The organism is Paralcaligenes ginsengisoli (assembly GCF_054781135.1).
The window spans coordinates 64705-79749 of sequence record NZ_BAAGUZ010000009.1; the positions used below are offsets into that span (position 1 = coordinate 64705).

Here is a 15045-nt window from a genome sequence, read left to right on the forward strand (position 1 = left end):
ATCTGCCGGTTTTGATGTTCCTTGCCGGACATACTCTTGAATCATGATAGATACGCTTGAGCTTATTGAAATTCCGGCTGAAGACGAAGCCTTGCGCACTGAAATACGCTCATTTCTGAGTGACGCCCTGGCTGGGTTGGCGCCGGATATTCGGGCGCGGTCCTGGATGGGATTCGATGCCGATTTCAGCCGCAAACTGGCACAGCGAGGCTGGCTTGGAATAACGCTTCCCCCGCAATACGGGGGCGCGGGCAAGAGCGCCTTCGCCCGTTTTGTACTTTCCGAAGAGCTGCTTGGCGTTGGCGCACCGGTTTCGGCCCATTGGATAGCCGATCGTCAAAGCGGGCCGTTAATCCTGAAATACGGTACCGAGGCGCAAAAATCTTTTTACCTGCCGCGAATCTGCAAGGCCGAGGCTTTCTTTTGCATAGGAATGAGCGAGCCCGATTCGGGCTCCGATCTTGCCAGCATCAGGACCAAAGCCGTACGCAACCAGGCAGGCTGGCTGCTGAGTGGAAGCAAGATCTGGACTACCAATGCACAGCACTCGGACTACATGATTGCATTGGTCCGTACCTCGGGCACGACTGCGGACCGGTACAAGGGTTTGTCGCAAATCATTGTCGACTTGAAGCTTCCCGGGGTAAGCGTACGTCCCATAAACGACATGGCCGGCGATGCGCATTTTTCGGAAGTTTTTTTCGAAGATGTGCAGTGCCCCGACGATGCATTGATCGGGGTAGAGGGCGACGGTTGGGCCCAGGTCAATGCCGAATTGGCTTTCGAACGCAGCGGGCCCGAACGCTTGTATTCGAGCATGGTCTTGCTTGAAACCTGGCTTGCGCATTGCCGGCTCAACGACGCAGGCAATGCCGTGGCGGCGGCAACGCTGGGTCAAATTGTGTCGTGGCTGGCTGTGTTGCGGGCAATGTCCCTATCGTTGACGGCCAAGCTGGCCAAAGGGGAAAGCCCGGCTATCGAGGCCACCCTGGTCAAGGATCTCGGAACTGAAATAGAACAGGCTATCCCGCGGCTTATTGGCGAGGTCCTGGGCTCGGCGCCTGATGCGCCTGTGTCCGCGTCGTTGCTGAAAACCCTGGCTTACCTGGAGCAATTGGCCCCCTCATTTTCGCTTCGCGGGGGAACTCGTGAAATCCTGCGTGGCATCATTGCGCGCGGTCTAGGGCTGCGATAAGGATTTTTCATGGACGATATTTTTGGCGATTCGATCGAGCGCTTGTTTGCTCAAATCGTTACGCCCGCCGCAATACGCGCCATCGAAGAAGGCGCCAGCATTGACGCTTTATGGCAAGCACTGGAGGACTCCGGATTTCTCGACGCGCTCGTGCCGGAGTCATCGGGCGGTGCCGGCCTGACGCTGGCCCAGGTGTTCCCCTTGTTTTTGTCCGCGGGCCGGCATGCCATACCGGTGCCTTTTGCACAAACCATGCTGGCGCGCGCTTGGCTGCACCATGTCCGGGCGCCGATACCAAAAGGGCCTATTACCATTGCCGCTTTCGGCATGCGTTCCGGCGAAAATTCCATAAGCGGCAGCGCCGTTTCATTTGGCCGTACGGCCCAATGGGTGCTGGCCGACCTTGGCAGTCAAATTGTGTTGCTGCCCACCCGGGGAGCGGACCTTGAGTCTGAGTTGATTGCGGACCCTGCCAGCCTGGATGTGGCCATGCGCTGGAAAGGGCCGCGCGCGGCAAACGGGATAAGCGGAGAGACTCATCCATGCGCCAAGCTGGCCGAAATTTCTGCGGTGTGCCACGCCTCATTGATTGCCGGTGCGGCGGATAAAGCCCTGGCCTTGACGCTGGATTACGCCGGCCAGCGCACCCAGTTCGGCAAACCCATAGGCAAGTTCCAGGCGGTCCAGAGTCAGATAAGCATTATGGCCGAGCGTACATGGGCCGCCCGCATGGCGGCGCAAATGGCCTGCAATAGCACCAACTGGTGGCCGCGCCCTTTGCTGGCCGCTGTCGGAAAGAGCCGGGCCAGTGAAGCCGCCGCTGTGATCGCCGACATTGCCCATGCGGTGCATGGCGCGTTGGGCATCACCCAGGAGTATGACCTGCAGTTATATACGCGGCGCTTGCGCCAATGGCGACTGGCTGCAGGTAATGAAACCTATTGGGCTGGCCGTATCGGCGAGGCGCTGTTGCGGAAAACCTCGAGCTCGGCGCTCGCATTCATTTGCAGCGAACTTTCAGCGGAACGCTTATGACGGAGCAGCAGGCAGCAACAGGGGCCGCCGTGGGGCAGGGTGCCGCGCCACTTGAAGGAATCCGGGTTCTTGATTTAAGCCGTGTGCTGGCGGGTCCCTGGTGTACGCAGACGCTGGCCGATCTGGGGGCCGAAGTCTGGAAGATAGAAGCTCCTGGGCAAGGCGACGACACACGCAGTTGGCTGCCGCCCGATCTGGACGGGGAGTCGACCTATTTCATGTGCGCCAACCGCAGTAAACAATCTGTGGCAATCAATTTGAAGCACAGCGAAGGCCAGGCCCTGGTGCGTCGGCTCGCGCAAGAGGCGGACATTCTGGTCGAGAATTATCGATTAGGCACGCTGGCCAAATTCGGGCTGGATTACGAAACCCTGGCGGAGCTCAATCCGCGATTGATCTACTGTTCGATCTCGGGCTATGGCCGTACGGGGCCGCGCGCCGCTGAGCCCGGGTACGATTTTGTGATTCAGGCCGAAAGCGGCCTGATGGCGATAACGGGCGAGGTGGGCGGCGAACCGATGAAGCTGGGTGTCGCCATTACCGACCTGGTTACGGGCATGAATGCAGTACAGGCCATTCTTGCCGCGCTGCTTGCGCGTGGACACAGCGGAAAGGGGCAGTTGATCGATCTGGCCTTATTGGACGGGGCGGTAAACGTGCTGGCCAATATCGGCATGGGTTATTTGGCTGCGCAGCATCGGCCCGGACGCTTTGGCAACGGACACCCCACAGTCGTGCCCTATCAAATCGTTTCAAGCTCGGATGGCCGCTTTGCCCTGGCCGTGGGCAACGATGCGCAATTTGCCGCATTGTGCGGCGTATTGCGCCGGCCCGAGCTGGCGCAGGATAACCGCTATTGCAGCAATCGCCAGCGTGTGTTGAACCGGGACACCTTATTGCGGGAACTGGAAGGCGTGTTGGTGACGCAGTCCAATTCCTATTGGCTGGAAAAAATCCGGGCCGCCGGTATTCCTGCGGGCTCTGTCAGGGATGTGCCGGAAGCGCTGGATGCGCCGGAAATAAAAGCCCGGGGGCTTATTGTCGATACACCCGACGCGCGCCACGGCAGTATACGGCTTATGCGTTCGCCCCTGAATTTGCGGGGTACGCCACCACGCGCACCTACGGCGCCGCCAAGGCTGGGGGAGCATACCGATGCGGTGCTAAAAAACATCCTGCGGGCTTCGTCCGAGCAGATTTCCTTATGGCGGGGCAGTGGTGTAATAGAATAGCCGGCAATACGAATAAGGCTTCGGCCTTGTCTTTTGCCGGCTACGTGCTACTGGGGAAAGACATGTTCGGCCACTTCACGGAAGTTGCGTACGGCGGCAATTTCTGCGCTGGGGTTCCAGGCCACTGAAATGCCGATCGATGCGCTATCGGGGAAATCGGATAAGGTTTTATACACAATCTGCGTACTGGCAAAGCGGCGGCTGATCGATGGCACCAGCGCTACGCCCAGCCCCACCTCTACCAGGCTTAGCACCGTTTGAACTTGCACGGCTTCCTGCACCACGCGGGGTGTAAAGCCGCGTAATTGGCAGGCGTGGATCGCCGCCATGCGCAGGCCCGCGGCGTCTGTTGCGGTGTACAGAATAAAGCCTTCTTCCGACAAGTCTTTCAGTTGCAGCGAAGCGCGCTGTACCAGCGGATGCATTTTTGGCATTGCCAGCACGAAATGCTCGGTATGCAAAGACAGCAGGCGCGTGCCCGCATGAGACGAAACGGGTACGCGCACGACGCCCACGTCCAGTGTTTCCTCTTCCAGTTCCTGCATGATGCGAATCGACGTTGCTTCGCGAAGAACCAGTTGCACTCCCGGATAGCGTTGGCGAAATTGAGTCAGCAGCTTGGGCAGTATGAAATGAGTTGTAGAGCCAACGAACCCCACGCGAAGAATCCCTCCGTCGCCGGTGGAGGCCGCCTGGGCCATCTGGCGAAATTGCTCGGCATGAAACAAGGCTCTGCGAGCGTCCACCAGCGCGGCTTCACCGCTTTCGGTCAGTTTTACGCCATCTTTTCCGCGCGTGAATAACGCGACGCCTACGTCCGACTCGAGCTTGCGGATGGAAACGGACAAGGGCGGCTGCGACATGTGCAGCTTTTCCGCCGCGCGGCGAAAGTTCAAGGTTTCGGCGAGAACCACGAATTGCTGAAGATGTCGGAAGTCCATATTTCCTTTCCGGTAAGCCAGTATGTTGAGTCGATACGCAAATCATATCGATTGAAAAAAAAATAATATTGGATACATGCACCGCAGGCTCATATTCTAAATATTCGGCCGGTGCATCATGAAACACGTCGATGACAAGCATATATGGATTTCGGACCGAATCCTAATCTTATCCACGAGACAACAATGCAAGACATAAAGCCTTTTCCAAAAAAACGTATCGCGGCCCGGGCACTGGTCGATCAACTACGCATCCATGGCGTGGACCATGTGTTCTGCGTGCCTGGCGAAAGTTATTTGGCGGTGCTTGACGCTTTGTATGATTCGGATATCAGTGTCACGGTGTGCCGCCAGGAAGGCGGGGCGACAATGATGGCCGAGGCCTATGGGAAACTGACTGGGCGCCCCGCGGCGTGTTTTGTGACCCGGGCGCCCGGGGCCACGAACGCGACTCCCGGTGTGCATATTGCTTACCACGATTCCACGCCTTTACTGCTTTTCGTTGGGCAGATAGCGCGTGGCATGCGCGAAAGGGATGCGCTGCAAGAACTGGATTACCGCGCCATGTTCAGGCCGCTGGCAAAATGGGCTACAGAAATCGACGACCCGGACCGCATCCCCGAGATTATCTCCCGTGCTGTTCGCTTATCCATATCCGGGCGCCCCGGGCCTGTCGTCATGGCCTTGCCCGAAGATATGCTGGTGCAGACCACCGGCGCCAGCGACGGCCAGCCGGTATTGCCCATAGAAGCCTATCCCGGCTCCAACCAGATCGATCAGCTGCGCATACTATTGATGCAGGCCGAACGCCCATTGATTGTGCTCGGAGGCTCACGCTGGACAGCGGAATCGGTCAGGCAACTGGCCGATATCGCCGGGCAGTGGCAAATTCCCGTCGCTGTGACGTTGCGGCGCCAGATGCTTTTCCCGACTGATCATCCAAGCTTTATAGGCGATCTTGGTTTTGGCCCTGATCCGAAACTGGTGCAACACGTGAAGCGCAGCGACCTGGTTTTGCTGATCGGCAGTCGTATGTCAGAGGTGCCCAGCCAGGGCTATACGCTTTTCGATATTCCCGTGCCCGAACAGACTTTGGTGCATGTTTATCCGGACCCGAGTGAGTTGGGGCGGGTTTATAGTCCCGATCTGGCCATTAACGCAAGCCCGCCTGCATTCATCGATGCCTTGTTGGGGCTGGATTTACCCAAGTCGGCGTCGCGAGCCGAATATCTGGAAAGCGGCCGGCGCCAGTATTTGTCCTGGAGCGACCCATCACAGATCCGGTCGCCGGGGCGGCTGCAAATGGCCCGTATCATGAGCTTCTTGGATAGCCGCCTGCCTGATGACGCCATAATATGCAATGGCGCTGGAAACTACGCCACCTGGGTGCATCGCTTTTACCGTTTTCGCAAATTCGGCACACAATTGGCGCCGACCTCGGGATCCATGGGGTATGGCGTCCCGGCTGCGGTGGCAGCCAAGCGTATTTTGCCGGAAAGGACGGTTATCGCCTTTGCCGGCGACGGGTGTTTCTTGATGAATGGTCAGGAATTCGCCACAGCGGTGCAATACGGCCTGGCGATTATCGTTATCCTTGTCGACAACGGTATGTTCGGCACGATTCGCATGCACCAGGAACGGGAATATCCGGGGCGCGTCAGTGCAACCCAGCTGCACAACCCCGATTTTTCCGCCTACGCCCAAGCTTTTGGCGGCCATGGCGAAAGAGTGGAAAGCACCGATGAATTTCCCGATGCATTCGAGCGGGCGCTGGCATCGAAAAAGCCCGCCATCATTCACTGCCTGATCGACCCCGAGGCGATCAACCCCTCTTATACGCTGGCCTCTGTACGCGAATCGGCGATAGCCGCCGGCCGTTAGGCCCATCGTCATTAAATGGAGCGCAGAAAAATGAACACGCATTATGGCAATTTTATCGATGGCCAATGGATTCGTTCCGACGATATCAATCGCAATATCAACCCGTCGGACACTAACGACGTAATAGGAGAGTACGCACGCGCTTCGGCTTCGCAAGCCGATCAGGCCGTCCAGGCCGCGCGCAATGCGTTTCCCCGCTGGTCGCATACGACTCCCGCAGTGCGCCACGATATCCTCGCTAGGGCGGGCACGGAAATTTTTGCGCGGCGCGAAGAGTTGGGGCGCCTTCTGTCGCGTGAAGAGGGCAAGACATTGCCTGAAGGCATAGGCGAAGTCACACGCGCGGCCCAGGTATTTACTTTCATGGCTGGAGAAGCGCTGCGCATTGGCGGAGAACGTTTGTCGGGCTTGCAGGAAGGCAGCGATGCAGAGGTAACGCGCGAACCCCTGGGCGTGGTGGGCATTATTTCGCCCTGGAATTTTCCTATCGCCATTCCCGCCTGGAAAATCGCCGCCGCGCTTGCCTACGGCAATTGCATTGTCTTCAAACCGGCGGAACTCGTCCCGGGCTGCGCATGGGCATTAGTTTCCATACTGGAAAGAGCCGGCCTGCCCCCCGGTGTACTCAATCTGGTCATGGGAAGTGGCCGTACCATTGGTGCCTTGCTCACTACACACAGGGATGTGGACGCCATCAGCTTTACCGGATCCGTACCTACCGGCCGCGGTATTGCCGCTGCATGCGTGGGTGGTGAAACGATGAAGCGCATGCAACTGGAAATGGGCGGGAAGAACCCCCTTGTCGTTCTGGACGATGCAAGTCTTGACGTAGCTGTGGAGTGCGCGATAAACGGTGGTTTTTATAGTACAGGCCAGCGCTGCACGTCTTCCTCGCGCCTTATTGTCACCGACGCCATATACGATCGATTTATCGCCGCAGTCATGCGGCGTCTGGATACCTTGCAGGTGGGGCATGCACTGGAATCGTCCACCGATATCGGCCCGGTAGTCGATGAGCGACAGCTGGAAACGGATCTGTCGTACATAGATGTTGGCCGCAACGAGGGCGCGACCTTGCGGTGGGGAGGCGATACGCTTTCCCGCAAGACTCCGGGCTATTTCCTGCAACCGGCACTATTTACCGACGTGCGGCCTGATATGCGGATCGCTCGTGAAGAAATCTTCGGCCCTGTGGTGGCGGTATTGCGGGTAAAGGGTTACGACGAGGCGCTTGCTGTTGCCAACGACACGGAGTTCGGCCTGTCCGCCGGTATTTGCACGACCAGTCTGAAGTACGCCACCGATTTCAAACGAAACGCCCAGGCCGGGATCGTCAAGGTAAACCAATCGACCAGTGGGCTGGATTACCATCTGCCATTCGGAGGGCGCAAAGGATCATCGTACGGCCCACGGGAACAAGGGCATTACGCCGCCGAGTTTTACACTATTGTCAAAACGGCATATAGCTCGGCCGGATGATGGCAGCGGCGGCACGCCGCACATGCCGACCAACTCTGCTAGATGAGCGCCTCGATCAGGAATGGGCCTTTCCTGGACAAGGCGCTGCGCAAAAGATCCACAAACGATTTGGCATCGACCGCTTGTGCCGCTTCGACGCCGGCGGCGTTTGCCATGAGCACCCAGTTGAAGGCGGGATGGTCCAGGTCCAGCATCCGGCGCGCATTATGCCCGGGCTCGCCCGCGCCGACCATTTTCAATTCATGATGCAGGATGGCATAACTGCGGTTGGCGAAAATAACCGTGACGACATCCAGTTGTTCGCGCGCCTGCGTCCAGAGCGCCTGAAGCGTATACATGCCGCTGCCATCGGCTTGCATGAGGATGACCTTGCGGTTCGGGCAGGCCACGGCCGCCCCGGTTGCCAGGGGAAGGCCGATGCCGATGGCGCCGCCGGTGATTTGCAGGAAATCGTGCGGCGCGGCGCCGAATGTGGATTTGAAAGAGTCCCTGCCGGAACTCACCGATTCGTCGCAAAGAATGGCGTTTTCAGGGCTCAAGGCGCCAATCGCCTGGATGATGGCGGCGGCCGTCAGCGGCCCGGTGGGTAATTCGCCGGCATCGGTTTTTGTTGCCACGGTCGCCGCTGATTGGCGCGCTCCGACCGCATCGGCCAGGGCTTCCAGCGCTTCGGTCAGGTCATCGGTGGGGCGGGTCAGTGCGATGGATTGACAGGTGGGCGGGGTCATCACGCCAGGCTTGCCGGGGTAAGCGAAGAACGCCACCGGTGTTTTGGCGCCGATGAGGATAAGCTGCTCGGTATCGGCAAAGGTCTTGACGGCCAGGTCGACATTGTACGGAACACGATCGATCATGACTCGTCCCGCGCCGCGTTCAACCCGGCCATTGGATTGCTGCGCCAGCAGGCGGGCACCGGTTCGCGCGGCAATCCGGCTGGCTGTTTCGAGCGCTTTGCTGCGCAGAGCCTTGCCCGACAACAGGATGACGGTCTTGCGGCCGTTTTGCAGGGCTTCGCTGGCCTGGCGCAAGGCGTCTGGATCGACATGAGTAGGGCTGGGCAGGGTGGCGCGCTGGATATCGGCCGGGGCCTGTTTCCAGGCGGCGTCGGCCGGCAGGATCAAGGTGGCGACGCCCCCTTGTCCGCCATGCGACGCCGCCACGGCCGCGGCCGCCGCGGCCGATACGTCGGCGGCGGATTGTATGCGACGCACCCATTGAGACATGGGGCGCGCCAGGCTTTCGATATCGGTGGTCAGCGGCGCGTCGTGCTGCAGGTGATACGTGGCGTGGTCGCCGACAATGTTGACGATGGGCGTGTGCGCGCGCCGCGCGTTATGCAGGTTGGCCAGGCCATTGGCCAGGCCGGGGCCCAGATGCAGAAGCGTGGCGGCCGGTTTGTCCGCCATGCGCGCGTAGCCGTCGGCAGCACCTGTTACGACCCCTTCGAATAAGCCCAGGACGCAACGCATCTGGGGTTTCTTGTCCAGTGCTGCCACAAAATGCATCTCGGATGTGCCCGGGTTGGCGAAACACACATCAACGTTGTTGGCCAGCAATGTGTCGCAAAGGCTATCTGCACCGTTCATTTTTAACCTTTCAATTTCCTGTGATGAAACCCTATTGTCAACCGCGATTATGGCATCTGAATGCCGGCTCAAATGTATCGACGGGCGTTTTCCGCCAATAGGCTTTAGAATAATTAGCTTATTCCCAAGCAGATCGCGTACGGACTTGGCTTGCGCCAAGCTCCCGCCCGCTACCCAAGTCGGCATTGGCGCAGCGTTTGCCCGCGTCTTTGCATGGCATCACCTATCAGGAGAGCAAGTTCCATGAACGCTACAGTCAGCCCCAAACCATCCTCCGACGCCCCTGGCTGGGTAAAGCACGCACGCCTCAAGGCGTGGGTGTCAGAGATCGCTGCGCTGACTAAGCCGGATCGCATCGAATGGTGCGATGGCTCGCAAGAGGAGTACGACCGTCTGTGCGAACTGATGGTCAAGAGCGGGACGCTGCATCGCCTGAATCCGGCCAAACGGCCCAACTCGTACCTGGCCTGGTCCGACCCCAGCGATGTGGCGCGTGTGGAAGACCGTACTTTCATTTGTTCCGAAAAAGAAGAAGACGCCGGCCCCACTAACAACTGGACGGCGCCGGCCGCCATGCGTGAAAAGCTGAACGGGCTGTTTGCGGGCTGCATGCGCGGGCGCACCCTGTACGTGATTCCATTTTCCATGGGGCCGCTGGGCTCGCCCATTGCGCATATCGGGGTAGAGCTGTCCGATTCGCCGTATGTCGTGGTCAATATGCGCCTCATGACGCGCATGGGCCGCAAGGTGTACGACGTGCTGGGCGCCGATGGCGAGTTCGTGCCATGCGTGCATTCGGTGGGCAAGCCGCTGGCCGCCGGCGAGGCCGATGTCGTCTGGCCCTGCAACGATACCAAGTACATTGTGCATTATCCCGAAAGCCGCCAGATCTGGTCGTTCGGTTCGGGTTATGGGGGCAATGCCTTATTGGGCAAGAAGTGCTTTGCCTTGCGCATTGCGTCCACCATGGGCCGCGATGAAGGCTGGATGGCCGAGCACATGCTTGTGCTGGGTGTTACCTCGCCGCAGGGCAAGAAAATGCACGTGGCCGCGGCATTCCCGTCGGCGTGCGGGAAAACCAATTTTGCGATGCTGATTCCGCCCGCATCCCTGCCTGGCTGGAAAGTCACCACGATTGGCGACGATATCGCCTGGATCAAGCCCGGGCCCGACGGCCGCCTGTATGCGATTAATCCCGAGGCGGGCTATTTCGGGGTTGCTCCCGGCACCAACGAGAAAACCAACTTCAACTGCATGGCTTCGCTGCGCGAGAACGTACTGTTCACCAATGTGGCGCTCACCGATGACGGCGACGTGTGGTGGGAAGGCATGGGCCCGGCTCCCAAGCACTGCATCGATTGGCAAGGCAAGGACTGGACTCCTGAGTCCGGCCGCAAGGCGGCGCACCCCAATGCCCGTTTTACCGTGGCTGCGGTGCAAAACCCGGCCATCGATCCCGAGTGGGACAATCCCGCCGGGGTGGCCATCGATGCGTTTATCGTCGGCGGCCGCCGTTCGGACACAGTGCCGCTGGTCACCGAGGCGCGCAACTGGCTGGAAGGCGTATACATGGCCGCCACGCTGGGTTCCGAGACCACTGCCGCCGCCGCGGGCGCACAGGGCGTAGTGCGTCGCGATCCTTTCGCCATGCTGCCTTTCTGCGGCTACAACATGAGTTCCTACTTTGCGCATTGGCTGAAGCTGGGCGAGAAATTGCAGGCTGCTGGCGCGACCTTGCCGCGCATCTTCTGCGTCAACTGGTTCCAGACCGATGCGCAAGGCAAGTTCGTGTGGCCGGGCTTCGGGGAAAACATGCGTATCCTGAAGTGGATGCTGGAGCGCATCGAAGGCTCGGCGCAGGGCGAGGAAAATCTGTTTGGCATTACTCCTCGCTACGAAGACATCACCTGGGAAGGGCTTGATTTCGGGGCCGACAAGTTCAAGCACATCACGGCCATCGATGCCGCCGCCTGGCGCAAGGAGCTCGGCCTGCATGCGGAGCTGTTCGGCAAGCTCAAGAATCGCTTGCCGGTCGAGCTGGCGAATTTCCAAAGCCGGCTGCGGGGCAGCCTGGGCATGTAGTGCTGCCGGGCGGCATTACCTGCATTTTTGAGGTGATGCCGCTGCGGCGTGAATAAGCCTTTTCAATTATTGAACATGGATGGCGGGTCGGTCGGCCTATTGACGCCTTGATTGCTCGGGCGGCCAAGGAGCGCGCCGCTGTTGTTCCTGTTGGGCCTTGCGTTATTTCCCCCCCTGTCGTCCCTGTTCCTGTTTCCGCTGTTCTGACGGCTGTCGTGTCCTTTGTCATTCCCTCTGTTGTACTGGTGGTTGTCGCGCCCTCTGTCATTTCCCCTGTAGTAATGATTGTCGTACCGATTGTCGTACCGGTTGTAATAGCCCCCGTCATATCCCCCGTAGTACATGCAATCTCCGCTATATACGCAGGGGCCGGAATTGCTGTTGTAGTAGCCGTCCGAGTATGGGCCCGCAACGCACCCGGAGAGTGCGAGGATCGAAAGCATCAGTATTGCTGCTGGCCGGACCATGTTATCTCCATGGAAAATTAGGCGGGTAATGTACATACACCCACCGACTCTTGATTGTCCTCTGGGGTCGCATCAATGTCCAGATTTGCGGCTTTTCTATTGGAATTAAGTATTTCAATCCATTATGAATTGAATAAATTGAAATAATAAATCATTTTATTTTAATAAATGGAAGGGCAAGCCATATGCTTTCCATATGTGCGTTTCTCTTCATCCTTCTCATAACATATCATTAAATATGAATATTTTCTGATTTGAATGCAATTTAATTTTGGATAAAGTCTTCAATCCATTGTTTTAAAAAACCTTGACACGCCTGTTTTTTAAAATATAATGAAACTAAGAATCAAAATATTAAGGAGACAAGATGAAATTCCCTCGCTTACTGGCCGCGGCCATTGCGGCGCTGGCGATCCCTGTCGTGACAGCCTCGGCTCATGCCGCCGATTTTCCGCAACATGAGGTCCGGCTGGTCGTACCGTTTCCTGCTGGTGGGCCGACCGACACGATTGCCCGCATCGTGGCGCATGGCCTCAATGTGAAATGGGGTCAACCGGTAGTGGTAGAGAACAAGCCGGGCGCCGGCACCATGATCGGTACGGCCCAGGTTGCCAAGGCGGCGCCTGACGGCTATACGCTGGGCATGGCCATCAGCGCCTACACCATCAACCCGGCGATCCACAGCAAAATGGCGTATGACACATTGAAGGATCTCACCGGAGTCACCGAGCTCGCACGTTCCAATATGGTGCTGGTGGCCCAGCCCGGCGAGCCGTTCAATACGCTGCCGGAGTTGATCAAGTACGCGCGCAGCCATCCCGGGAAGCTCACGTATGCCACCCCGGGCCTGGGCACCGCCACTCATCTGGCGGGTGAAATGTTCAAGAAGGCGGCGGGCGTCGATATCGTGCATGTTCCATACAACGGGAGCGGCCCGGCGCTTACCGATCTGCTTGGCGGCCGTGTCGATCTTATGTTCGATCTCGTGTACTCGGCGCATCCCTATATTGAAAGCGGCAAGCTGAAGGCGATTGCCCTGACCTCTGCAGAACGAGACGCCACGCTGCCCAGTGTTCCGGTAATGAGCGATACGCTGCCGGGCTTCAAGGTATACAGCGTGATGGGGCTGGTCACAACGGCCGGCGCGCCCGTGCCGGCGGTGGCGAAGATTCAGCGCGATGTGGCCGCCGTCCTGGCGCAGCCCGAGGTGAAAAAACGCTTTGCCTCGCTGGGAGTCATGCCCATCGGTTCCAGCCCCGCCGATTGGAATGCGCTTATCCGTTCGGAAATCCAGCGCTGGACCCAGGTGGCGCACGACAGCAACATTCACCTCGATTAAGCACGCGGCAGTGCGCGTACTGCCGCATCTTCCACCAGACCAAAGGGGCGATCATGTCACTGAAGTTAAATCCCTTGCATCCATTGTTTGCGGCCGAGGCCAGCGGCGTGGATATCACGAAACCCTTGTCGCCGCAGATGGTCGATGCGATCGACGATGCCATGAACCGGTATGCGGTGCTGGTGTTTCGCGGCCAGCCGCTCTCGCAGGATGAGCAAATGGCATTCACGCTGTCGTTCGGGCCGCTCGATCTGGGTTTCAAGAAGGCATCCAATCAGCATGCCCGTTTGAAATACAAGGAGCTTGCCGACATTTCGAATGTCGCCGAGGATGGAGAAATAGCGGAACGCAGTCACCGTCGTATCGTGAACAATATGGCCAATCAGTTGTGGCACAGCGACAGTTCGTTCCAGAACCCTCCGGCTCGCTATTCCATGCTGCACTCGGTTGTCAATCCGTCCAGCGGCGGCGAAACCGAATTCGCCGATCTGCGTGCCGCCTACGATGGGCTCGACACGGGTTTGCTCGCCGAGATCGAAGGGCTGGAGGCTGAGCATTTTGCCTTGCATTCACGTTTCATGCTGGGCGACACCGGCTATACGCAACAGCAGATCGATGCCATACCGCGTGTACGCTGGCCGCTGATCCGCACCCATCCCGGTTCTGGCCGCAAGCTTCTGTTCGTGGGGGTGCACGCCAGCCACATCGAAGGTTTGCCCGTTGCCGAGGGGCGGGTGCTGCTCTCCGATCTGCTCGAGCACGCGACCCAGCCGGCTTATGTCTACCGGCATCGCTGGCAGGTGGGCGACCTGGTGATCTGGGACAATCGCTGTACCGTGCATCGGGGGCGGCGCTACGATTTGTCGCAACGCCGCGAATTGCGCCGTTCCACCACGCTGGACGTTGACCGCGCCGATGCGCACGCGCTGGCATCCGAAGCCACGGTGGTATATTGATGCCTTCATAACGGCCTTGCGATTTTTCTGTCATGACCGCCAAGCCTGCCTCTGCCGTACTGCCATCAGATGCCCCCGACGAAGTCAGCGCCCTGGCCCGGGGGCTGACATTATTGCGGGTTGTCGCCGAACACAAAGAGCCCCTGGGCCATAGCGAGCTGTCGCGGCTTACCGGCATACCCAAAGCCACGGTATCGCGCCTGATCGCCACGCTGGTCGGCCATGGCCATTTGCGCCAGCTGCACAACAGCGACAGGTACGAACTGGCTCCTGGCGTGCTGGACCTGGGCAATGCTTATTTGCGCAATTTCGATCTGCGCACCAGCATCCGGCCTTTCCTGGCCGAACTGGCCGAGTTTGCCGGTGCGGCCGTGCATCTGGCGGTCCCCGATCGTTTCGACATGGTGCTGATCGACACCGTGCGGCCCGATTCAGGCATGGTCTTCTCGCGTCTCGATATCGGCGCTCGCTTGAACATCTGCACGTCCGCCATTGGCCGGGCATACCTGTGGTCGCTCCCGCCGGCCGAACGCGGCGCCCTGATCAACAGTGCGCGCATTGCCGCCGCCGATGAATGGGCGCGCATCGGCTCGGGGGTGGATGCGGCGCTGAAAGAGGCCGAAACCCTGGGTTTCTGCACCTCCATGGGCGAATGGCATCCTCTGGTGAATTCGATTGCGCTGGGTTTTACCGGCCCACGCGGCGCGCGCTATGCTTTTAATTGCGGCGGTCCGGCGTTTGTCCTCAGCCGCGAAATCATGATCGACCGCATCGGCCCGCGTATGCGGCAGTGCCTGCGGGCCATTGAGCGCGAAATCGGCGGTACCGGGCTCGCTTGACCCGGTGTATGGA

At 59.0% G+C, this 15045-nt stretch carries 11 protein-coding genes; 9 read left to right on the top strand and 2 right to left on the bottom strand.

What is annotated here, in order from left to right:
- Positions 1 to 43: 43 nt before the first annotated feature.
- Genes ACYVIS_RS06325 through ACYVIS_RS06335 form a run of 3 tightly spaced genes read left to right on the top strand, consistent with a single transcriptional unit; the run spans position 44 to position 3462 of the window.
- Positions 44 to 1195 carry an acyl-CoA dehydrogenase family protein gene (locus tag ACYVIS_RS06325; protein WP_460873515.1) on the top strand — a complete coding sequence of 384 codons (1152 nt, stop codon included), beginning with the start codon at positions 44 to 46 and terminating at the stop codon, positions 1193 to 1195.
- 9 nt (positions 1196 to 1204) lie between these two features.
- Positions 1205 to 2230, top strand: a complete 1026-nt coding sequence (locus ACYVIS_RS06330) for an acyl-CoA dehydrogenase (protein WP_232741102.1) — start codon at positions 1205 to 1207, stop codon at positions 2228 to 2230.
- A complete protein-coding gene (locus ACYVIS_RS06335) occupies positions 2227 to 3462 on the top strand; it encodes a CaiB/BaiF CoA transferase family protein (protein WP_460873516.1) in 1236 nt (411 codons plus the stop codon). The genes ACYVIS_RS06330 and ACYVIS_RS06335 overlap by 4 nt, the downstream gene beginning before the upstream one ends.
- 47 nt (positions 3463 to 3509) lie before the next feature.
- Here ACYVIS_RS06335 and ACYVIS_RS06340 read toward each other — a convergent pair whose 3' ends face one another.
- Positions 3510 to 4403 carry a LysR family transcriptional regulator gene (locus tag ACYVIS_RS06340; protein ID WP_232741100.1) on the bottom strand — a complete coding sequence of 298 codons (894 nt, stop codon included), beginning with the start codon at positions 4401 to 4403 and terminating at the stop codon, positions 3510 to 3512.
- A 186-nt stretch (positions 4404 to 4589) separates the two neighbouring features.
- Here ACYVIS_RS06340 and ACYVIS_RS06345 point away from each other — a divergent pair, with 186 nt between their 5' ends.
- Together ACYVIS_RS06345 and ACYVIS_RS06350 are read left to right on the top strand one after the other, a co-directional pair.
- Positions 4590 to 6284 carry a thiamine pyrophosphate-binding protein gene (locus ACYVIS_RS06345; protein ID WP_232741099.1) on the top strand — a complete coding sequence of 565 codons (1695 nt, stop codon included), beginning with the start codon at positions 4590 to 4592 and terminating at the stop codon, positions 6282 to 6284.
- A gap of 30 nt (positions 6285 to 6314) precedes the next feature.
- Entirely contained in the window at positions 6315 to 7763 is a 1449-nt protein-coding gene (locus ACYVIS_RS06350) for an aldehyde dehydrogenase family protein (RefSeq protein ID WP_460873517.1), read from the top strand.
- Positions 7764 to 7801: 38 nt separating this feature from the next.
- Here the strand turns inward: ACYVIS_RS06350 and ACYVIS_RS06355 are convergent, their stop codons facing one another.
- Complete coding sequence (locus ACYVIS_RS06355) at positions 7802 to 9349, bottom strand: acetolactate synthase large subunit (RefSeq protein WP_460873518.1); 1548 nt, start codon at positions 9347 to 9349, stop codon at positions 7802 to 7804.
- Positions 9350 to 9592: 243 nt separating this feature from the next.
- On the opposite strand from ACYVIS_RS06355, the gene ACYVIS_RS06360 reads away from it, so the two are divergent.
- From ACYVIS_RS06360 to ACYVIS_RS06375, 4 genes are all read left to right on the top strand, one after another.
- Positions 9593 to 11431, top strand: a complete 1839-nt coding sequence (locus ACYVIS_RS06360) for a phosphoenolpyruvate carboxykinase (GTP) (protein WP_460873519.1) — start codon at positions 9593 to 9595, stop codon at positions 11429 to 11431.
- 834 nt (positions 11432 to 12265) lie between these two features.
- Entirely contained in the window at positions 12266 to 13237 is a 972-nt protein-coding gene (locus ACYVIS_RS06365; RefSeq protein ID WP_232741095.1) for a tripartite tricarboxylate transporter substrate binding protein, read from the top strand.
- A 53-nt stretch (positions 13238 to 13290) separates the two neighbouring features.
- On the top strand, positions 13291 to 14193 hold the full coding sequence (locus ACYVIS_RS06370) for a TauD/TfdA dioxygenase family protein (RefSeq protein WP_460873520.1): 903 nt from the start codon (positions 13291 to 13293) through the stop codon (positions 14191 to 14193).
- 32 nt (positions 14194 to 14225) lie between these two features.
- Positions 14226 to 15032, top strand: a complete 807-nt coding sequence (locus tag ACYVIS_RS06375; RefSeq protein ID WP_232741093.1) for an IclR family transcriptional regulator — start codon at positions 14226 to 14228, stop codon at positions 15030 to 15032.
- Positions 15033 to 15045: the final 13 nt, after the last annotated feature.

Coding starts and splice junctions, on each gene's coding strand:
- ACYVIS_RS06330 (WP_232741102.1), top strand. CDS start 1,205: ATGGACGATATTTTTGGCGATTCGATCGAGCGCTTGTTTGCTCAAATC.
- ACYVIS_RS06375 (WP_232741093.1), top strand. CDS start 14,226: ATGACCGCCAAGCCTGCCTCTGCCGTACTGCCATCAGATGCCCCCGAC.
- ACYVIS_RS06355 (WP_460873518.1), bottom strand. CDS start 9,349: ATGAACGGTGCAGATAGCCTTTGCGACACATTGCTGGCCAACAACGTT.
- ACYVIS_RS06325 (WP_460873515.1), top strand. CDS start 44: ATGATAGATACGCTTGAGCTTATTGAAATTCCGGCTGAAGACGAAGCC.
- ACYVIS_RS06365 (WP_232741095.1), top strand. CDS start 12,266: ATGAAATTCCCTCGCTTACTGGCCGCGGCCATTGCGGCGCTGGCGATC.
- ACYVIS_RS06340 (WP_232741100.1), bottom strand. CDS start 4,403: ATGGACTTCCGACATCTTCAGCAATTCGTGGTTCTCGCCGAAACCTTG.
- ACYVIS_RS06370 (WP_460873520.1), top strand. CDS start 13,291: ATGTCACTGAAGTTAAATCCCTTGCATCCATTGTTTGCGGCCGAGGCC.
- ACYVIS_RS06350 (WP_460873517.1), top strand. CDS start 6,315: ATGAACACGCATTATGGCAATTTTATCGATGGCCAATGGATTCGTTCC.
- ACYVIS_RS06360 (WP_460873519.1), top strand. CDS start 9,593: ATGAACGCTACAGTCAGCCCCAAACCATCCTCCGACGCCCCTGGCTGG.
- ACYVIS_RS06335 (WP_460873516.1), top strand. CDS start 2,227: ATGACGGAGCAGCAGGCAGCAACAGGGGCCGCCGTGGGGCAGGGTGCC.
- ACYVIS_RS06345 (WP_232741099.1), top strand. CDS start 4,590: ATGCAAGACATAAAGCCTTTTCCAAAAAAACGTATCGCGGCCCGGGCA.